This is a genomic window from Nitrospira sp., from assembly GCA_024998565.1.
Taxonomy (GTDB): domain Bacteria; phylum Nitrospirota; class Nitrospiria; order Nitrospirales; family Nitrospiraceae; genus Nitrospira_A.
Genome location: JACOEM010000006.1, coordinates 20033 through 38599 on the forward strand (window position 1 = coordinate 20033; position 18567 = coordinate 38599).

The window sequence follows — 18567 nt, forward strand, 5'->3', positions numbered from 1 at the left end:
GGCTGTCGCTCGCTCAGGCCGAAAAGGATTCCCCGCAGCCGCACGTCTTGTTGGCGTTGGGGTTCACGAATTTGAAGTTTCCGCCCATCAGGTCCTTCTGAAAATCAAGCTGGGTGCCCTGCAGGTAGATGGCGCTCTTGGCATCCACAATGACCTTGACGCCGTCGAATTCGTACACTTGATCGTACTGGCCGATCTTTTCGTCGAAATTGATGGTGTAGCTCAGGCCGGAGCAACCGCCTCCCTTGACGCCCAGGCGGAGGCCGCCTTCTTCGATGCCTTGGACATTGATGAGGCGCTTCACTTCCTTGAGTGCGGCATCGCTCAGAGTAATGACCGGGGCTTGAGCATCGGCATTCGTGGTGACGTCCATAGTGCGCTCCTTCCTGTCGGTTACTTCGAGTCGGCTTTCTTTTGGTAATCGGCGAGGGCTGCTTTGATGGCATCTTCAGCCAGCACGGAACAGTGAATCTTGACGGGGGGCAGATTCAACTCCTGCACGATATCGGTGTTCTTGATCTTGCCGGCTTCCTCCACCGTTTTGCCCTTGAGCCACTCAGTGGCCAGGCTGGAACTGGCGATGGCGGAGCCGCAACCGAAGGTCTTGAACTTGGCGTCCACGATCGTGTCGTTTTCAACTTTGATCTGGAGTTTCATGACATCGCCGCATTCCGGTGCCCCAACGATGCCGGTACCGACCCCGTCTTCTTCTTTCTTGAAACTGCCCATGTTACGGGGGTTGTTGAAGTGATCGACGACTTTTTCGCTATAGGCCATGGTGTCCTCCGAAATTTATCGCTTACAAACGTACGTAATGATTCAGGTTAATGGGCTGCCCATTGCACGGACTTCAGATCGATACCTTCTTTGGCCATTTCATACAATGGCGACATTTCCCGCAGCTTGGTCACGGTCTCGATAATTCTCTTTCCAGCGTAGTCAACTTCTTCATCGAGCGTGAAGCGTCCCAGGCCGAATCGAATGGAGGAGTGCGCGAGTTCTGCTCCCACCCCTAAGGCACGTAACACATACGAGGGCTCCAGGGTCGCCGATGTGCAGGCTGAACCGGAAGACAGGGCGATTTCTTTGCAGCCCATCAGTAGCGATTCGCCTTCGACGTAGGCAAACGAGATATTGAGATTGTGAGGGAGACGTTCTGTCGGGTGGCCGTTCAAATACACGTCTTCCAGCGCCTTGGTGATGGTGGCATGCAGCCGGTCCCGCATGACGGAGAGTCGTGCGGCATCAGCGGCCATTTCCTGCTCGCACAATTCACAGGCTTTTCCGAAGCCTACAATCAACGGCACAGGCAGGGTGCCGGAACGCATGCCGCGCTCATGTCCGCCTCCATCCATTTGAGCCGCAATGCGGACCCGGGGATTCTTTTTTCTGACGTACAAGGCGCCGACGCCCTTGGGGCCATAGATTTTGTGCGCGCTGAACGACATCAGGTCGATTCCCATGTCCTGGACATCGATCGGGACTTTACCGACGCCTTGAGTCGCGTCGCAATGAAACAGAATGCCCTTTTCCTTCGCGATCTTCCCGATTGCTTTGACCGGGTTGATGGTGCCGATTTCGTTATTGGCGAACATGACGGAGATCAAGATGGTCTTGTCGGTGATGGCGTTCCGCACGTCTTCCGGATTCACCATGCCGAACTTATCGACCGGCAGATAGGTGACCTTGACCCCGCGTTTGGCTTCAAGGGTTTTGGCCGTGTCCAACACCGCGCGATGTTCGGTGGACGACGTAATAATGTGGTCGCCCTTTTCGTGATACATCTCGACGACGCCTTTGAGCGCGAGATTGTTCGATTCGGTGGCGCCGCTGGTGAAGACAATTTCCTTGGCATCCGCATGGATGAGCTTGGCGATCTGTTTTCGCGCGGCTTCGACACCCTCTTCGGCATCCCATCCGAAGGCGTGGTTGCGACTGGCGGCGTTCCCGAATTTTTCCGTAAAATAGGGCAGCATCGATTCCAGCACCCGTGGATCCATCGGGGTGGTCGAATGGTTATCCAGGTAGATCGGGAACTTCATCGCTCGACTCCTTGTTGTTCCGTCGCGACGGATTGAATGGTGATGAGTGGGGTGCCCCCCATCATATCTTGCAAGGTCATATTGTTGAGAAGCTGATAAATACTGCTCTGGATTTTCAGCAACGGGGTCCGAATGTTACAGTGCTCGCGCTGCATGCAGGCATCGCCGTCTTTTTCGTGTGAACAGTCCATGATGCCGAGTGGACCTTCCAGGCTTTCGAGTACGTGGGCAATCGTGATCTCACGCGGATTCTTGCCGAGCAGATAGCCGCCCTTGGGGCCGTTATGACTCTCAATAATTCCGCTCTTGGAGAGGGTTTGGAGAACTTTGGCAAGTAATTCGACCGGAATGTGATATTCCTCGGCGATTTCCTTTGTGTTTACTACCCGAGCTTGGGCGACATCGCCGTATTGGTTGGAGGCGATGTGCTGGAGTGCCATCAACCCGTAGTCAGCTTTTTTCGATAATTTCAGCATGGGCCTATTGCCGATCCTTCAAGTCGGAGACTATAATGATCTCCGATCAAATAAGTCGTACAAAAAGTATCATGTGGTCTTCGGGCCTGTCAAGCGAGCAGAGGGGCGTAGAAGTAAGAATGTCGGTCCTTGGAGGCTTGGGGCGGGTGATACAGGCGCCGCACGATACATTGCACCACATGCATGACAAAAGGGGCTAAGCAACATGGGTGGGACAAATCCCTACATTGAAAAGGCAGATGTAGAGCTGCCGCAAAAATCTTATACCGTGACCTTCATTTTCCCCGACAAGACGGAAAAGAAGGTTGAGGTACAACCGGACAAGATTCCCTACGGTCCAACGGGCTTGCCGGGAAGCATTCTCGACATTGCGATGGGCAATGGGATCGACCTGGAGCATGTGTGCGGCGGCGTCTGCGCCTGCTCCACCTGCCATGTCATGGTGAAAAAAGGCCTGGAGACGTGTAACGAGGGGACGGATGACGAGTTCGACCAGTTAGACGAAGCGCCCGTCACGACGTTGCATTCTCGACTCGGTTGCCAATGTGTGCCGAATGGAACGGTGGAAGTCGTGGTAGAGATCCCTGCCATCAACAAGAATCTGGCGAAAGAGGGGCACTGACGGCAAGAACGGAGTACAGGCCCTGTAACGCTCGTATCAGTCGTACGTTTCCAGCTTCACTTCCCGCCGATCGAACCCCAGTTCCATCAGAAGCGCCCGTAACGGGCGTGCAAATGCCTTGACCCCGGCAATCATGGGGGTCACCTGCCGACCGTTTCCCGCGATTTGTTTGATCGCATCCACAGTCTCGCTAGGGCTCTCGGGGGCATCGCTGACAAACGGGAGATACCGGAAATTGGATTGGTTTGCCGCCAGGGCCATGAACTCCTCATGATAGAGCTGTTCGGCAGGGGTGGGCGCCTGGGCGATCAGCGTGCTCGAAGGGAGCGACCCCTGGCCAGCCAGTGAGCGGAGCATACAGCGCAGTGGGACAAGCCCTGAGTAGCGTCCGATCAACAGCAAGTGCTGAGGTGCCGAGTCGGGCAGCACAAAGTGGCCATAAGGGCCTGACAGGGGAATGCGATCACCCGGCTTGAGTGACGAGAGATAGCCGGATCCTTTCCCGCCCGGGACATGGTCAAAGACCAGCGTGAGGTGGCCGGCGGTCGACGGCGGTTCCGCCAAAGAGTAGGCACGATTCAACGGCGGATGGTCTCCCACGGGCAATTGAAGCGAGATCCACTGTCCGGGCTTGAAGGAAAGCGGGTGCTCGATCGGGCGAAGCACGAGTTCCGTCGTGTGCGGAGTCAGGGTTGTGAGCGAGACGATTTCGGCAATCTGAGTCGGTTCGGCCATGGTCTGTTCTTAACAAAAACGGATTCAGAATGGAACAGGCCAGTTCTGTACATCATTCCAATGCCATGTTATAGATAGCCCCCCGTTTATTATTTCCACACGAACTACGGTGATGCGATGAGTCAGGTCAGGGTTCGATTTGCGCCCAGTCCGACAGGTTTTCTGCATATCGGCGGGGTACGGACGGCCTTGTTCAACTGGCTGTTTGCGCGGCAGCAGAACGGGGTCTTTGTCCTTCGCATTGAAGACACCGATCAGAGTCGTTCCACCGATGACTCCATTCAAGCCATTTTGGACGGGATGCGCTGGGTCAAACTGGATTGGGACGAAGGGCCCTTTCGGCAGACCGAGCGAATGGATCTCTATCGTGAACACGCAATGCGATTGTTCGAGCAAGGCCATGCCTATTGGTGTGTCTGCACGCCTGAAGAGCTGGAGGCGCGTCGAAATGAGGCCGAAACCAAAGGCGGATCGCCCAAGTATGACGGCCGATGCCGAAACCTCGGCCTGACCAAACCGACCGGGGAAGCGGCGCTCCGCTTTAGGGCTCCGCAGGACGGGCAGACGATTGTCGATGATTTGATCAAGGGCCGTGTGGTGTTCGACAACCAGATTCTGGATGATGTCATCATTCTCAGATCCAATGGGTATCCTACCTATAATTTTTCCGTGGTCGTGGACGATGCCTTGATGGGGATTACCCATGTGGTGCGGGGCGATGACCATCTCACGAATACGCCGCGCCAGATTCCGATTTTTCAGGCGCTGGGATTTCCTCTGCCGCGCTTCGGGCATCTCCCGATGATTCTTGGTCCGGATAAGGCCCGGTTGTCGAAACGGCACGGCGCCACCTCGATCATGGCCTACAAGGACATGGGGTATCTGCCCGACGCGATGGTCAATTACCTGGTTCGCTTGGGCTGGTCGCATGGCGATCAGGAACTGTTCTCGCGTGCAGAACTGATCGAGAAGTTCTCTTGGAAGAATGTGCAGACCTCGGCGGCTGTGTTTAATCCGGACAAGTTGCTGTGGCTCAATGCCGAATACCTCAAGACCAGCCCTCCGGCTGAGATCGCTCAGGCGCTCGTGCCGCTCCTTGAGCAGGCCGGTCTCAAGGAAGAGGTTCATGCCGTGTCGACCGAATGGCTCGCGCAGCTGGTCGTCTTGGTGAAGGAACGAACGAAAACACTGGTTGAGATGGTCCATTGGGTGACGCCCTACTTCGGTCAGGCGGTGGTGTTCGACGAAGAGGCGGCCAAGAAATTCCTCACGGCCACTCAAGCTCCGGTGTTAGCTAAACTGCTGAGCCGATTCGAATCCTTTCCCACATTTTCCAAGCAGGAGTGGGAAGAGTCATTTAAGCAACTGGTCGAGGAAGAGGGGATGAAAATGGGGCAACTGGCCCAGCCGGTTCGGGTGGCCTTGACGGGACGGACGGCGAGCCCCGGTCTGTTCGAGGTGATGGACGTGCTCGGCCGAGACCGCACCTTGTTTCGACTCCGCCAGGGGATCGAGCGGGCCTCTAGATCCTGAGAATCGGCCGGTCAAGAATCAGCGTCGATCTTGACGCAGTAGAGAAGCTTATATTACTGTGTGGACCGGTTGGGGGATCGTCTAGCGGTAGGACGCCAGCCTTTGGAGCTGGCTACCTAGGTTCGATTCCTAGTCCCCCAGCCAATTTATCCCTCCACAATTTCAGTAACTTGCGAGCCTTCCAGGTCCCGATTCGATTTGTGAGCCGTGGGCCTGGTCACGGTTTTGGTCACGGTTCGAGTTAGACTCCCCCGGTTTACTGCCTCTTGCAGGTGACCAGGAGATAAATGGGAATATCGGAGCGTCGTCTGAATATCCCTGTGTCCAAGGATCTCTTTGACCGAGACTAAATCGACCCCGGCCATAACCCGACGACTGGCTGCAGTGTGCCTCAACGTGTGCCAACAAACCCCCTGTATGCCGACTTTTTGCAAATAGGGCGAATAGAAGTGGTTCACGAAGCTTTGGGGGTTCCAGGATTGTAGCGGAAACTTGGGGCTAGGGAAGACCCAGGGAGACCGTACGAATGAATCCAGAGACCGCAGGATATCCTTTGCGCCCTCGCTGAGAGGCACATGACGGGTTTTCCCACCTTTGGGCAGGGGAATGGTGGCTACACCTGCTTCCAGGTCGATCTGATCCCACCTCAGTTGAAACTGTTCCTCCCGTCTCATGCCGGTTTCAATAGCAAACGCCACCAGCTTCCAGGCGGCGGGAGGCATGATCTGCTCCAGTTGAATCAATTCCTCATCACTGAGAAACCGGGTGCGCCGGACTTCCGGCAAGAATTTTACAGACGACACCGGATTGCGGGTCAGTTTGCCATCTTTAACAGCCAGCATCAGGACATGACGGAGGAACGTGAAATGCCGGTTGATGGTCGCGTCACTCCACTGGCGTTCCGGCGCGGAATCCTTTGGCGCATTCGTAAGACGTGGTCGTAGCCTTGTCCTCATCTTTGCTTGGACGCGCCGCAAGTCCTCTGTCGAGATTTCGGTAATCAAACGCTTTCCTAAGAGGAGCGACCAGCGGCGACCGTAACGCCGCTCATTTTCAATGCCTCGATTCGTAGACCCCTCCAGGCAGCGGTTCACCCACGCTCGTAAGGTAATGTCCTTTCCTGAAGAAAATTTCTCCGGAAAATATTTGCCCTCTCGAATATCTGCCTTCAGCCGTCCATACAAGGCTTTGGCCTGGGATTTCGTATCACAGCGATGCCAGTGCTCCCGTCCGTTGGCATACAAACGCACCCACCACCCGTCGCGGCCTTTCCGCTGGGTGATGCCTCTATCCTTGCCTTCTTTTCTTGCCACGGTGGCTCTCCTTTCGTTGGTCTGCTTTGTGATGTTCTCGCCATTTGCGTGTCGCGACTCGCGTCTGGCAACGAGGGCCACAGTAGATTTGATCGACACGAATGGCGAGGTAAATCCGTTGGCACTCTGGGCAACGGCGAATGCGCCCGGAATAGTCGACCAATAAATGAGCGAACCGATATTCAAATTCCTTCACTTTTCGCTTTGTGGCCACAAACACACTGCCTTTGCGTTCGTCGTCGACTGGCAAGGTCACAATGATCGTGAATTGCGGGAACGTAAAGGCGGCGACGGCGGTTTCCCATAGCTTTTCCAGGCTTCCCAGGACCATCGCCTGGATCTCTTTGGCCTCTCCACGACTGGGAAGGGTGCCACGAAAACCTTCTCCTGGAATCGATCGAACGCTCCAGCCAGCCTCTGTGGCGATTTCCGCCCCCCGGCGATTGGCCACGTCATCGACAAAGCTGGCGATCTCGAACGCTAAAACCATCCATTCACTGGCCGTGAGCGTGTCCAGGTCCGTCTGAATAAACTTCAGGAGCCATCCCACCTCGCCGTCTGCCGTGGTGAGAATCCTCTCTCTCGCCTTCTTCATCTCTCCGTGAAACTGCTCGTAGAGTCCGACTCGATCAACCGGCATAGGGCACTCCTTCTCCTGAGGAGTGGATGAGAATCTCACTCCATCCTAGTACAGACAAAAAAAGTTAAGACCGGCGGCAGCGCGGACGTGAAATTGCTTGAAGAGTGTACCTCGGTAGTGGTAATGCGTGTCAATATAGGATATGCCTTAACTATATGAGGCATAACCACATGTATAAATAATTACCAGGGAGGTGCCAGATGGTCAGTACAAAATTGATCACCATTCGAGAAGCGGCGGAACGCTTAGGACTCAAAGAAAGCACGATCAGGAAATACATCCTGAAACGGCAGATTGCCTATGTGAAGCCGTCGGTGCGTGCCGTGCGGATTCCCATTGAGGAACTGGAGCGGATTCTGTCTGCGGGTCTGAGGCCGGTGATTCCTCAGGTGGAAGGTGCCCGATGAGCCGCTGGAAGGAGTTTCGGCGGGAGCCCGTCGCCGGGGAATGGACCAGAAAGCAAAAACGGGGCTATCACCGGGTGCGGTCGCTCCTCTGGTTCTGGGAGTGCCATCAGTTCCAAGTCCTCTGGGTCACCCTCTCCACGGCAGAAGGCGGGGATGCGGAGAAGCTGACCTACCATCACAAACAACTCCGCCAGCGGATTGAACGCCAGCTGGGGTTTGAGGGGTTGGAGTACTACCAGGTCAGGACGGAGGAAGGGCATGGCGTGCTTCATATCTTTTGGGCCTGGCGGGTGCCGGACGGAGAACGCGCGCGCCGCTTCTGGATCTCTCAGGAATGGCTCTCGGCCCAATGGGAGGGCCTCCACGGGGCTCCGGTGGTCTGGATCAAGGCGTATCAGCCTAGCCATCGATCCCGGAACCGGCTCAGTCGGTATGTCATCAGCCAGTACGTCCAGGATCAATGTGGCTACGTGAACATGTGTTGGTCCTGGAAACGGTCTCTTGGCTTTCCCATCAGTCGGCTCTGGGAAGAAATGCGGCACCAATGGTCGACCAGGAATGCCTATCGGCGGATCAGAGGCGAGATCGAAATCCCGAGGATCGTGTTCATCAAGACCTGGGAGGATCTGCTTTCGGGGCATCCCATCTGGTTCTGCGACACCATTTTGCAACTCGTCCTGGGGAAGGGACTCGTATGGAGGCCGCTATGAAGGCCCCCCACACCTGCGTCGTGAAGATCCAAAGCCCCTTGGGCCTTACCTGTTGCGGACAGCCCGCCACCCTCTATGATCGCGCCAGAAAGGATTGGATCTGTACGGCACATCATCAAGAGCGATTGTACGAGTTTTGCCAATCTGAGCGTGCTTGGGCGCGAGTGCAAATGCGGGCTCATATTTCTAGGCTTCCCTGTGAGGTCTGGCTTTGTGCGTCGTGCGCGGGCGTAAAGGAACGGTAGATTCTGAAGTCACTCCAACCTATTGTGATCAATCTCACCCTGTCACCCGTCCATTATCTCAACGGGTGAGAGGGGAAATGGATGGCCTCATCTAGTGAAGATGGCGGCGATGCGTCAGCTTGGCCGTCCATCTCACCTGTCGCGGTGTAAGAAACAAGGAAGAATGGCAAGCATGAGGGGGAGAAGTAATGCGGAACATGTACCCCCACGAGACCGCCCGGCCGTTCCGGACCAACCGGACCGGACGGCCGGGGGGATCGGGGGCGCAGCCCCCGCTTCACTTGATCTATATGGTCAAAATAGGACGATGCCTCGCTTCACCCTTTGTGCCCGATCACTTCGCCCGTGAGGGATGATTTGAACTCAATAAATCGCCTGTTATTTAAGCCTGTGGAATGTTCCCGCGCGAAAGCTTCGAAATTAGAGCTTATTGGCCCGCTTTCCATGGAGATTCTTTTTCCCGCCTATGCAAAAAGCGTTTTCTCAGTGTCCAGTATTGCTGGACATATAGGTTATACATCACTCCCACTCATCTCCTCGCGAGTTTGTCTGCCAAACTGGTCTCATCAAGTTGAGGAGAAGATTGCCAGTCGTGGTGCATATACAAGTTCGTTCAATTAATGGAGTTCGACTATGGTATTTACACATTTAATGCAGTGTTGAGATGTCCAGTATTACTGGACACTAATGCTGTTTAGGTGCTAAATGTGAGGCGCATGCATCCTCTTCACCAGTACGATTGATTCCTCGCCGTTTCAGTAAAAGAACAGAAAGAACTCCTGTAGCGCCATGCAAAATGATAAATCCCATCGGGTCGTAATTGCTCTCACACTCACGGTGTTCGTCCTTGGCTGTGGAATGTTCCTCGTGTCAGGTGTCACGAATATTCACCATCTACTCGACAATACGATCGCAGCCTATCTGGTGGTATGGGCACTGTATGGAATGTTCTCTGGTGTGTCGCCGTCGGAGGTGGGAACACGGTTTCTGCTCACAACGAGCGCCCTGGTGATCTCTTGGGTGCTGGCCGAAGGAGCTGTCCTAGTTGGAGTGGTCGACTATCGTTCGGCCCTCGGGGGTTATGAGCAGGACAATCCTTTGAGTATAGCCGGGAGGCAGTTTGACAAAGAGCTTCTGTGGCGGCACGATCCCTTTTATCACTATGAAGCGGCTTATCAAGGAAACATAGGACAAGCCATCTGCATTCCGCCGGATCCTGCACGAATCATCGATGTCAGCTATGACAAAAATGGATTTCGCAACAGCCACGAGATCCGTGAGGCTGATCTCGTGGTCATTGGGGATTCGTATATCGAAGGATATCTCACGTCGGAGGCGAACCTGCTCACATCAATTCTCGCTGACCTGCAAGGCAACCCGGTTGCCAATCTTGGCCATGCAGGTTATGGCCCTCAGCAGGAACTGGCAGTCTTGAAACGGTTCGGATTACCGCTCAAACCAAAGACCATTATCTGGGCCTTCTTCGAAGGCAATGATTTTATCGACATGGAAGGATATGACAACCGCGCTCTTTTTAATGGTAATGCATTCTGGCAGGATTTCTGGTTTCGGTCATTGACGAGAAATGTGACCGCACTCCTGTTTCGCCCGGCGCACACCTGCGTGCCAGATGACCCGATCAAAGAATTCCGTGCCGAATTTACTGATGCACATAACAATACGCACACTGTGTTCTTTGCACCAACTGAATTGGAAATACCATCAGCTAAAACTATTCACAAAGCCGCCGTCCCCATCGCAGAGGCCGCAAAATTGTGTCGCGAGCATAATATCCGGTTCATCGTCGCATTCATTCCGGAAAAATATCGGGTCTATCGTGACCTCCGGAATGTGTCGTTGTCGACGGATGCGGTGCGTCAATGGCACGTTAGCGATGTACCAGACCAACTAAAGCAAATTTTAGTACAGTTAGAGCCGAGCATTGAATACGTCGATTTGACCCCCGCGCTGCAGGCGGCCTCAGAAAAAGGCATTGCGACTTATATGGCCGATGATACGCACTGGACTGACGAGGGGAATCGGGTGGCAGCGGAGGCTATTGATCGTTCCATGCGTGTCACAATGAATTAAGGCCTACCATTGGAATTACGAACTGAAGCGTCCGACTTAGACACAGCCGGGTGAGCGGTCTCGCTCCTTCACAAATCAGTAGGTTAACCGTGCTTGCGAACATATTACCCGCCTTGGCACAATGCTTAACATGCCCGCTAGACGAATTCGTTGTCATTAAGTGATCCCCCAGAGTGCCCTTTCAAATTGCCAGTAATGATGAACCGGTAAGGCCTCAGATGCTGCCCGCAATTGCAGGGGGAGCAGTTATTGGCATATTGGGTGGCCTGATCGGATTGGGTGGCGCTGAATTCAGATTGCCGTTTCTGATCAGCTATTTCCGCTTTGCGCCATTAGAGTCTGTCATTCTGAACAAGGCAATCAGTCTGGTAGTTGTTGCGTCAGCGTTCTTGTTCCGAGGCTGGATCATTCCGTTCGGATCGATTGCGGACGCCTGGCCTATCATCACAAACCTTTTAGCTGGCAGTCTCGTGGGTGCCTGGGTTGGAGCAGGCGTCGCGACTCGCCTCGATTCCACAACTCTTCGCCGCGTGATTGCTGTTATGCTGGTTGGAATCGCCTGTGTCCTCCTATTCGCTCATTCCCCCTCGCTATCTGTCGTTTCAACACCAATTGGGGTGGCGCAAGCCATCGCGGGTGTATTCCTCGGCTTTCTCATCGGAATCGTGGCATCAATTCTGGGTGTTGCAGGCGGTGAATTGCTCATTCCTACGCTTGTCCTACTGTTTGATGTGGACATCAGGTTAGCGGGCAGTCTGTCACTAGCCGTCAGTTTGCCGACCATGTTGACCGGGCTCACTCGCTATAGTCGCTCTCAGAGTTTTCTTGTTATTGGCAAGAATCGCGAATTTGTATTCGCAATGGTCGTGGGTTCCCTTACCGGCACCTTCATTGGAGCAAACCTGTTGGGGATTGTTCCCCAATCAGTTTTACTACCGGCCCTTGCTGCGATTCTCGTCATTTCCGCAATAAAAACGTGGGGGCATTCGAAATAGAAGCGCGCCTATGATTCAGCGATGTACGGTGTATTCTTCACGGTTCGCTTTGTGTAAGGAGACGAGATGCGTTTAGTTGATTCCATTGTCCTGTTCCTCGTCGCAGGATTGTTTGAAATTGGAGGCGGCTATTTAGTCTGGCAATGGTGGCGCGGGGGCAGTCACTGGAGTCTCGGGCTGATCGGTGCCTTGGTATTGATCCTCTATGGGGTTGTGCCCACGTATCAAGCCGCACACTTTGGCCGCGTCTATGCAGCGTATGGAGGTTGGTTTATTGTGTTATCCATCCTCTGGGGCTGGGCCGTCGATCATACAACTCCTGACTCCTACGATGTGGTGGGTGCCGCATTTTGTTTGCTAGGTGTTGCGATCATGATGTATGCGCCACGATGATTTAAGGTCTAGCATTGCCATTGCGTTTCAAGGCGAATTGAAGCGTGCGAGTGGAAAAAGGTCCGTGGAGTGAATATTTCGGGAGATGGTGCTCATAGCAGGCCCCGGGAATTGTCTTGCTCATTGCTGATCTCTTATGGGACTGAAGATCCCCATTGATGTTAGGAACTGCGCACGTGGGCATTGGGTTGTTGTAGACAAAGATATGTGTAGATAGTTGGAGTCTGTTCTTTTTCGCGTTGGTTCGGTACACTTAAAACGGTTGGGGATGGAGTCCCCCATCAACCGCCTTTGCGAAGGCTGATGACTCCTAGGCTACCGTCCGGTAGCTGCGGAGTTATCATCGGGCTGTGACAGGCGCTCACCAGCGTCTTTTCGTCCAGCCATTGAGTTGATGGAGGATTTTCCCATGGAAGAGATCTTCACCGTTGCCTTCCTGTGGCTCGCCCTCGCCGTTTTCTCGACACTCATCGCCTACCACCTCCGGGTATCTGTCGCGCTAATCGAAATTTGTGTGGGTGTCGGCGTTGCTGCCGCCTTCAGCGCATTCGAACTTCAAGACATCCTCCTGCCGAATGCTGATTGGGTCCGATTCTTGGCCTCTTTTGGGGCGGTCGTGCTGACGTTTCTCGCGGGTGCGGAGCTCGACCCGCTGGCTCTTCGGTCAAAACTGACTGAAGTCAGTGTAGTGGGAATGGTAGGTTTTGCTGCGCCGTTCCTCGGCTGTGCAGCGGTGGCCTATTATGTGCTGGGGTGGGATGCCCAAGCGAGCTGGCTCTGCGGCGTCGCCCTCTCCACCACGTCCATGGCTGTCGTGTATGCAGTCATGCTGGAGACGGGATTCAATAACACTGAGTACGGCAAAGGGATTCTCGGGGCCTGTTTCATCAACGATCTGGGAACAGTGATTGTCCTTGGGCTCATCTTCTCTCCCTTCACGTATAAATCGATGGTCTTTATTTTCGTCAGTGCCCTCGCCCTGGCGGCATTGCCGACGGCCACCGCTTGGCTCACGCGCCATTTGGCCTTTCGAACGGCTGCCATTCGGACGAAATGGGTGATGCTGGTCCTTCTTGGACTCGGTTCGCTGGCCTTATGGTCTGGCAGCGAAGCGGTGCTTCCCGCGTATATCGCGGGCATGGTCTTGGCTGGAAGCGCCGCAAAGGATACGCACTGGATTCGCCGGATGCGTACGCTGACGGTTGGATTTTTGACCCCTTTCTATTTCATTCGTGCCGGCACGCTTGTCTCCTTGCCGGCATTAGTGTCTGCTCCACTCGTATTCCTTGCGTTGCTGGCAGGGAAGGTCGTTTCCAAAATCTTTGGGCTCTATCCAATTATCGGTGTGTTTAGAGATGATCGAAACGAGCGATGGTATTACACCCTGATGATGTCCACAGGGCTGACCTTCGGCACGATTTCATCGCTTTATGGGCTCGCCCATGGCATTGTTACGCAGGAGCAGTATTCGTTTCTGGTCGCGGCCATCATTGCCAGTGCCGTGGTTCCCACGCTGATCGCAAGTCGGATGTTTGTTCCGCTGCATCTCTTGCCACGTGATGAGAAACAAGGGAAAGCCCCGAAGCAGATCAATGGATTGAGCGACGAGGGATAGCTGAACCTGTTCCACTCCATTGACGACTGGCCTCGTTGCGACCTCTTCGCGGCAATTGATGATGCCACTCTACAATGTGTGAGCCAGTAACTAGCGTTAGGACGGCAAGGATAACGCAAGGTCGAACGTCCGACCGGATACGGTCCGTAGAGCTATATCGTTTCGACCCGGAAGTTGTCATGCATTTTGAAAGAAATTTGGTCCCGGTTTTGGTCACGGTTCGGTCCCGGTTTTGGCCCCGATTGCAGGTATGCTTCCATCGCCACTGATCCTCATTGGATGACGCGAAAGCCATTGTTCTCTAAAGAGAAAATATCCATCCGTCCATCCTGATCGCTGTCAGTCTCTAGGGCGCTTTTTGCGACTTTGGAGCTGGCTACCTAGGTTCGATTCCTAGTCCCCCAGCCAATTTTCCTGCTCAGACGATCCTCTGAGAACCTACGCATTCACGTCGAGATGTGAGGCTGTCAGCGCCTAACGCTGTATGGGCGGTCGGTCGCTCACGAACTCTGCACGGTCTGCGCACGTTTTTCATCCAGTTCGGCCCAGCGGGCATAGAGCCGTTCCACCTCAGCTTGGGCTGCCACCAATGCCTGGCTTCGTGCCTGGAGCGCTGCGGCATTCGACACTACGGCCGGGTCCTGTATCGCGGCTTGGCAGGCTGTGACCTCTTCTTCGGCTTTGAGGATGCTCTCTTCGATCGTGCCCCATTCCTTCTGTTCGCGATAACTCATCTTTTTGGGTTTGCGAGCGGGAGTTGCCGAGGCGTTCTCATCCTGGACGGCAGCACGCCCGTCACTCTTCGGCTCCGGGGCGGATCCACCGGCCCGCTCCTGCGCACTTTCCCACTGGGCATAGTCGGCAAACCAGTCCACGCCGCCTTTCCCATCCAACGCCAGCAGGATGGTCGAAACGCGATCCAGCAACCACCGATCATGGGTCACCAGCACGAGCGCACCGGGGAATTCCAGCAGGCTGTCCTCCAGCACTTCGAGGGTTGGAATATCCAGGTCGTTGGTCGGCTCATCGAGAATGAGCAGGTCTGCGGGTTGCAGCATGAGTCGGGCGATGAGGAGCCGTGCCTGTTCACCACCGGAGAGCTTTGACACGGGGAGATCCAGCTGTTCGGGACGGAAGAGAAAGCGTTTCGCCCACGAGGCCAGGTGAATCGAACGATCCTGGTAGACGACGGCATCGCCCGACGGGGCCAGTGCGCGTCGCAAGCTCGTGGATTGATCCAGGGACTCTCGATGTTGCTCAAATGAGACGATGCGCAGCGCGTCGGCTCGCGTGATGGTGCCGGAATCCGGCTCCAGCGTCCCGGCTAGTAACCGCAGCAGGGTGGATTTACCGCTGCCGTTCGGACCAAGGAGTCCAAGCCGTTGGCCGGGTCCGAGGAGCAGGTCGAGATTGGTGACGACGGGCGTCCCGTTGAAGCTTTTGCTGACCTGCTCCGCGACCACGAGTTGTTTGGATTTTCGGCCCGAGGCGGAAAAGTCGATGCCGATGGTCGACTGCGCCGAGCGGGATTCGGCCTGGTTCAATTCGTCGATGAGCTTGCCCGCTGATTGGATCCGGCCCTTGGCTTTGGTCGTGCGGGCCTTGGGGCCGCGGCGCAACCATTCCACTTCACGGCGGACGCGATTGGCTAACGAGGCCTGGTAGTCGGCTTGCGCTTGAAGGGCGGCATCGCGCTGTTCGAGGAAGTCGCTATAGCAGCCGCGGGCTTCAAACCGGCCTTCGGGGTAACAACGGTTGAGTTCTACCATGCGAGAGGTCACCGATTCGAGGAACCGGCGATCGTGGCTGATCACAAGAAAGGCTTTGGCGCGATTCTTCAGCAGGTGCTCCAGCCAGATAATGCCTTCCAGGTCCAAATGGTTCGTTGGCTCGTCCATGAGCAGGACATCCGGCTCGAGCAGCAAGGCCTGGGTGATCGCCAATCGCTTACGCCAGCCTCCGGAGAGTGTGGAAACGGCCTGTTCCGGGTCGGGAAAGGTTCCGATGCTGAGAGCCCTGGCGATCCGGCCACCCTGCTCGTGAGGATCAAGGCCGTCTTCCGTCAACGTGTCTTGCAGCACCTGTTCAATGTTGTGATGCGGGGGAAACAGGGGTTCTTGCGGAACATAGCCGACACGTGTATGCCGCCGCAGGGTGCGCGTGCCTTCATCCGGGGATTCGAGTCCCACGAGGATCTTGAGCAAGGTCGATTTGCCGGACCCGTTGGGACCGATCAATCCCACATGATCGCCGTCGGAGAGGGCCAGGGAGAGATCTGTAAACAGGGCTCTGACCCCATAGCTTTTGCTGATCGATTCGCAACTCAACAGAATGTTCGGGGCCATACCCTGGGTACCTCTTTTGTCACGTTGAAAGCATGCAGTATACGGTGTGGCGGGGGCTCGGGGCTAGCGGCGCGGAACGGAGGAGGCTACCGTGCCGCTGCAATGGAACGATACGCGTGTCTTGGGGGAAGGGAAGGTGAGGCTCAGTGGGCGGTCCGTGCGCGTCCGGTGTGTAGACGGTGCTGGAAGCAGGTCGGGCAGAGGTGATAGCCGCCCTGGGTGGATGTGTGAAATGACTCCATCCTGGCGGTTCCGCAATCAAAGCAGCGCACCCCGCTCACCAGAGACCGCGGCAGGACGGGCGTGGGATCAATGCGCTGCAGTTGGGCGTGCAGTCGACGTGTGGAGTGATAGATGTTTCGGAGGAGGGGTTGGGCTTCGGTTGCCGCACCGGGGATCGCCGCTTCGAGCAGGGAGAGGCGTTCGCGAAACGAGTCCGGTTCTTCGAGAGTCTCTTCACTGCAAGGTCCTGTCACCATCGTTGAGGCTCCTTTGTTGTGGAGTGATTCTCGATCATGCGAGTGGCGATTCTCGTTCATCGACATGACACGGTTCAAGGGTGCCGAAGGCTGGAGTCCCCGTACTTTGTGTGGGACGGTGAAATGGGAGGATGAACGGTGCCGGTCCCGTTCAGCGCGGGGTCTGAGCTTTCTCGATCTTGGCCCAGGTGTCTTTGAGTGTGACGGTCCGATTGAACACCAGCTTGTCGGGTGACGAATCGGGGTCGGCACAGAAGTATCCCACACGCTCGAATTGTACTCTCGTGCCGGGGGCGATCGAGGCCAGGCTGGGCTCTACCTTGCAAGTCGGCAGTCGTTCCAGCGAATGAGGATTCAGGTGCTGGGTCCAGTCCTGATCGGCGGGAATTTTCCCCGGGTCCGTGAGCATGAGGCTCTCGTAGAGCCGGACTTCCGCATCGACGGCGTGTGAGGCTGATACCCAATGGATCGTGGCCTTCACCTTCCGTTGCGCCTGCGCGCCGCCGCTCTTGGTTTCAGGGTCATAGGTGCAGCGCAGCTCCGTAACCTCGCCCGTGGTCGGATCCTTCACCACCCCGACACAGGTGATGATGTAGGCATACCGCAGGCGCACCTCGCGCCCCGGGGAAAGGCGAAAGAACTGCTTCGGCGGATCTTCTCGGAAATCTTCCTGGTCGATATAGAGGGTGCGTGAGAAGGGCACCTGACGTGTCCCGGCTGAAGGGTCTTCCGGGTTGTTGACGGCTTCGAGTTGCTCGACCTGTCCCTCCGGGTAATTCTCGATGACCAGGCGCAGGGGGCGAAGCACCGCCATCACGCGGGGCGCGCGTTTGTTCAGGTCTTCCCGGACGAAGTGTTCAAGGAGCTGCATCTCGACCACGGCATCCCGTTTCGCGACACCGATGGCGTCGCAAAAGGCGCGCAATGCCTCGGGGGTGAACCCGCGGCGGCGGAGGCCTTTCAGTGTGGGGAGACGAGGATCGTCCCAACCGTTCACCAGTTTGCGTTCCACCAGATCGAGCAATTTTCGTTTGCTCATGACGGTGAAGGTGACGTTGAGCCGGGCGAACTCGATCTGCTGCGGCCGCTGTGTAGTGCCGCAGTGTTCGACCACCCAGTCATACAGCGGCCGGTGGTCTTCAAATTCCAGCGTGCAGATCGAATGGGTGATGCCTTCCATCGCGTCGGAGAGGGGGTGCGCAAAGTCGTAGGCCGGATAGATACACCAGGCTGTGCCGGTGCGGTAATGGGCCACGTGTCTGATTCGGTAGAGCACGGGATCGCGGAGATTGATGTTCGGCGAAGCCATGTCGATCTTCGCCCGCAGCACGTGGGTCCCGTCGGGAAATTCGCCGGCACGCATCCGCCGAAACAGATCCAGGTTTTCTTCGATGCTCCGGGTGCGGAATGGACTGGCTTGTCCCGGCTCGGTCAGGGTTCCGCGGTATTTGCGCATGTCGTCGGCCGTGAGGCTGTCGACGTATGCGAGACCTTTCTGAATCAGGCCCACGGCGTAATCGTAGAGACGTTCAAAGTAATCGGACGCGAAGAACATCTTGTCCTGCCAGTCGAAACCGAGCCAGCGGACATCGTCTTGAATGGCCTGCACGTATTCAGGGTCTTCCGTGGTTGGGTTGGTATCGTCCATGCGGAGATGGCACATGCCGCCTGGATTTTCCTTGGCGATGCCGAAGTTGAGGCAAATCGACTTGGCATGGCCGATATGGAGATACCCGTTCGGCTCCGGCGGAAAGCGGGTAACGACCCGGCCGGCATGCTTTCCGGCGGCACGGTCGGCCGCGACAATCTCGCGGATGAAGTCTGAGCGTGTCGGTGGTTCTGGCGTGGTGGACATAATCGTTGCGAGTCCGTCGAGTTGCAGGTGATGAAACGCGCATGGTTCTATCACAGAACGGCGGGTGGGAG

The 18567-nt window shown here is 55.8% G+C and carries 18 protein-coding genes and 1 tRNA gene; 9 read left to right on the top strand and 10 right to left on the bottom strand.

Annotated features, from left to right (window positions below; all coding sequences use genetic code 11):
* Positions 1 to 13: 13 nt before the first annotated feature.
* From H8K11_10945 to H8K11_10960, 4 genes are read right to left on the bottom strand one after another with little or no spacing between them, the layout of a single operon-like run.
* Positions 14 to 373 carry an iron-sulfur cluster assembly accessory protein gene (locus H8K11_10945; GenBank protein ID MCS6264263.1) on the bottom strand — a complete coding sequence of 120 codons (360 nt, stop codon included), beginning with the start codon at positions 371 to 373 and terminating at the stop codon, positions 14 to 16.
* Between the two features lie 20 nt (positions 374 to 393).
* A complete protein-coding gene (gene iscU / locus H8K11_10950; GenBank protein ID MCS6264264.1) occupies positions 394 to 777 on the bottom strand; it encodes a Fe-S cluster assembly scaffold IscU in 384 nt (127 codons plus the stop codon).
* A gap of 47 nt (positions 778 to 824) precedes the next feature.
* Positions 825 to 2042: an IscS subfamily cysteine desulfurase gene (locus H8K11_10955; protein MCS6264265.1), complete on the bottom strand. Its 1218-nt coding sequence runs from the start codon at positions 2040 to 2042 to the stop codon at positions 825 to 827.
* Entirely contained in the window at positions 2039 to 2518 is a 480-nt protein-coding gene (locus tag H8K11_10960) for an Rrf2 family transcriptional regulator (GenBank protein MCS6264266.1), read from the bottom strand. Before H8K11_10960 ends, H8K11_10955 begins: the two co-directional genes overlap by 4 nt.
* Positions 2519 to 2723: 205 nt before the next feature.
* On the opposite strand from H8K11_10960, the gene H8K11_10965 reads away from it, so the two are divergent.
* Positions 2724 to 3140 carry a 2Fe-2S iron-sulfur cluster binding domain-containing protein gene (locus tag H8K11_10965; GenBank protein ID MCS6264267.1) on the top strand — a complete coding sequence of 139 codons (417 nt, stop codon included), beginning with the start codon at positions 2724 to 2726 and terminating at the stop codon, positions 3138 to 3140.
* A gap of 36 nt (positions 3141 to 3176) precedes the next feature.
* On the opposite strand, the gene H8K11_10970 is transcribed toward H8K11_10965, so the two are convergent.
* Positions 3177 to 3875 carry an FAD-dependent oxidoreductase gene (locus H8K11_10970; protein MCS6264268.1) on the bottom strand — a complete coding sequence of 233 codons (699 nt, stop codon included), beginning with the start codon at positions 3873 to 3875 and terminating at the stop codon, positions 3177 to 3179.
* 117 nt (positions 3876 to 3992) lie between these two features.
* On the opposite strand from H8K11_10970, the gene gltX reads away from it, so the two are divergent.
* Both gltX and H8K11_10980 read left to right on the top strand, forming a co-directional pair.
* Positions 3993 to 5408 carry a glutamate--tRNA ligase gene (gltX, locus tag H8K11_10975; GenBank protein MCS6264269.1) on the top strand — a complete coding sequence of 472 codons (1416 nt, stop codon included), beginning with the start codon at positions 3993 to 3995 and terminating at the stop codon, positions 5406 to 5408.
* Positions 5409 to 5478: 70 nt separating this feature from the next.
* Positions 5479 to 5552, top strand: a tRNA-Gln gene (locus tag H8K11_10980).
* 2 nt (positions 5553 to 5554) lie between these two features.
* On the opposite strand, the gene H8K11_10985 is transcribed toward H8K11_10980, so the two are convergent.
* Together H8K11_10985 and H8K11_10990 are read right to left on the bottom strand one after the other, a co-directional pair.
* Entirely contained in the window at positions 5555 to 6721 is a 1167-nt protein-coding gene (locus H8K11_10985; GenBank protein MCS6264270.1) for a site-specific integrase, read from the bottom strand.
* Positions 6696 to 7361, bottom strand: a complete 666-nt coding sequence (locus H8K11_10990) for a hypothetical protein (protein MCS6264271.1) — start codon at positions 7359 to 7361, stop codon at positions 6696 to 6698. The genes H8K11_10985 and H8K11_10990 overlap by 26 nt, the downstream gene beginning before the upstream one ends.
* A gap of 200 nt (positions 7362 to 7561) precedes the next feature.
* Between H8K11_10990 and H8K11_10995 the strand changes: the two genes are divergently transcribed.
* The 6 genes from H8K11_10995 to H8K11_11020 all read left to right on the top strand — a co-directional run bounded on the left by H8K11_10995 (position 7562) and on the right by H8K11_11020 (position 13817).
* Positions 7562 to 7768, top strand: coding sequence for a helix-turn-helix domain-containing protein (locus H8K11_10995; protein MCS6264272.1), 207 nt, complete (start codon positions 7562 to 7564; stop codon positions 7766 to 7768).
* On the top strand, positions 7765 to 8478 hold the full coding sequence (locus H8K11_11000; protein ID MCS6264273.1) for a hypothetical protein: 714 nt from the start codon (positions 7765 to 7767) through the stop codon (positions 8476 to 8478). The genes H8K11_10995 and H8K11_11000 overlap by 4 nt, the downstream gene beginning before the upstream one ends.
* A gap of 1034 nt (positions 8479 to 9512) precedes the next feature.
* Entirely contained in the window at positions 9513 to 10814 is a 1302-nt protein-coding gene (locus tag H8K11_11005; GenBank protein MCS6264274.1) for a hypothetical protein, read from the top strand.
* A gap of 218 nt (positions 10815 to 11032) precedes the next feature.
* Complete coding sequence (locus tag H8K11_11010) at positions 11033 to 11809, top strand: sulfite exporter TauE/SafE family protein (protein MCS6264275.1); 777 nt, start codon at positions 11033 to 11035, stop codon at positions 11807 to 11809.
* Between the two features lie 66 nt (positions 11810 to 11875).
* The gene (locus tag H8K11_11015; GenBank protein ID MCS6264276.1) at positions 11876 to 12202 is read left to right on the top strand and encodes a YnfA family protein; all 327 of its coding nucleotides are present in this window, start codon (positions 11876 to 11878) and stop codon (positions 12200 to 12202) included.
* Positions 12203 to 12611: 409 nt separating this feature from the next.
* A complete protein-coding gene (locus H8K11_11020; protein MCS6264277.1) occupies positions 12612 to 13817 on the top strand; it encodes a cation:proton antiporter in 1206 nt (401 codons plus the stop codon).
* A 500-nt stretch (positions 13818 to 14317) separates the two neighbouring features.
* Here H8K11_11020 and H8K11_11025 read toward each other — a convergent pair whose 3' ends face one another.
* The 3 genes from H8K11_11025 to H8K11_11035 all read right to left on the bottom strand — a co-directional run bounded on the left by H8K11_11025 (position 14318) and on the right by H8K11_11035 (position 18496).
* On the bottom strand, positions 14318 to 16162 hold the full coding sequence (locus tag H8K11_11025) for an ABC-F family ATP-binding cassette domain-containing protein (protein MCS6264278.1): 1845 nt from the start codon (positions 16160 to 16162) through the stop codon (positions 14318 to 14320).
* A gap of 143 nt (positions 16163 to 16305) precedes the next feature.
* The gene (locus H8K11_11030; GenBank protein MCS6264279.1) at positions 16306 to 16641 is read right to left on the bottom strand and encodes a hypothetical protein; all 336 of its coding nucleotides are present in this window, start codon (positions 16639 to 16641) and stop codon (positions 16306 to 16308) included.
* A gap of 151 nt (positions 16642 to 16792) precedes the next feature.
* Positions 16793 to 18496 carry a glutamine--tRNA ligase/YqeY domain fusion protein gene (locus tag H8K11_11035; GenBank protein MCS6264280.1) on the bottom strand — a complete coding sequence of 568 codons (1704 nt, stop codon included), beginning with the start codon at positions 18494 to 18496 and terminating at the stop codon, positions 16793 to 16795.
* Between the last annotated feature and the right edge of the window lie 71 nt (positions 18497 to 18567).

What these genes read in the sequence shown, in the direction of transcription:
- H8K11_10945 (MCS6264263.1), bottom strand. Translation starts at nt 373, where the DNA reads ATGGACGTCACCACGAATGCCGATGCTCAAGCCCCGGTCATTACTCTG.
- iscU (MCS6264264.1), bottom strand. Translation starts at nt 777, where the DNA reads ATGGCCTATAGCGAAAAAGTCGTCGATCACTTCAACAACCCCCGTAAC.
- H8K11_10955 (MCS6264265.1), bottom strand. Translation starts at nt 2,042, where the DNA reads ATGAAGTTCCCGATCTACCTGGATAACCATTCGACCACCCCGATGGAT.
- H8K11_10960 (MCS6264266.1), bottom strand. Translation starts at nt 2,518, where the DNA reads ATGCTGAAATTATCGAAAAAAGCTGACTACGGGTTGATGGCACTCCAG.
- H8K11_10965 (MCS6264267.1), top strand. Translation starts at nt 2,724, where the DNA reads ATGGGTGGGACAAATCCCTACATTGAAAAGGCAGATGTAGAGCTGCCG.
- H8K11_10970 (MCS6264268.1), bottom strand. Translation starts at nt 3,875, where the DNA reads ATGGCCGAACCGACTCAGATTGCCGAAATCGTCTCGCTCACAACCCTG.
- gltX (MCS6264269.1), top strand. Translation starts at nt 3,993, where the DNA reads ATGAGTCAGGTCAGGGTTCGATTTGCGCCCAGTCCGACAGGTTTTCTG.
- H8K11_10990 (MCS6264271.1), bottom strand. Translation starts at nt 7,361, where the DNA reads ATGCCGGTTGATCGAGTCGGACTCTACGAGCAGTTTCACGGAGAGATG.
- H8K11_10995 (MCS6264272.1), top strand. Translation starts at nt 7,562, where the DNA reads ATGGTCAGTACAAAATTGATCACCATTCGAGAAGCGGCGGAACGCTTA.
- H8K11_11000 (MCS6264273.1), top strand. Translation starts at nt 7,765, where the DNA reads ATGAGCCGCTGGAAGGAGTTTCGGCGGGAGCCCGTCGCCGGGGAATGG.
- H8K11_11005 (MCS6264274.1), top strand. Translation starts at nt 9,513, where the DNA reads ATGCAAAATGATAAATCCCATCGGGTCGTAATTGCTCTCACACTCACG.
- H8K11_11010 (MCS6264275.1), top strand. Translation starts at nt 11,033, where the DNA reads ATGCTGCCCGCAATTGCAGGGGGAGCAGTTATTGGCATATTGGGTGGC.
- H8K11_11015 (MCS6264276.1), top strand. Translation starts at nt 11,876, where the DNA reads ATGCGTTTAGTTGATTCCATTGTCCTGTTCCTCGTCGCAGGATTGTTT.
- H8K11_11020 (MCS6264277.1), top strand. Translation starts at nt 12,612, where the DNA reads ATGGAAGAGATCTTCACCGTTGCCTTCCTGTGGCTCGCCCTCGCCGTT.
- H8K11_11025 (MCS6264278.1), bottom strand. Translation starts at nt 16,162, where the DNA reads ATGGCCCCGAACATTCTGTTGAGTTGCGAATCGATCAGCAAAAGCTAT.
- H8K11_11030 (MCS6264279.1), bottom strand. Translation starts at nt 16,641, where the DNA reads ATGGTGACAGGACCTTGCAGTGAAGAGACTCTCGAAGAACCGGACTCG.
- H8K11_11035 (MCS6264280.1), bottom strand. Translation starts at nt 18,496, where the DNA reads ATGTCCACCACGCCAGAACCACCGACACGCTCAGACTTCATCCGCGAG.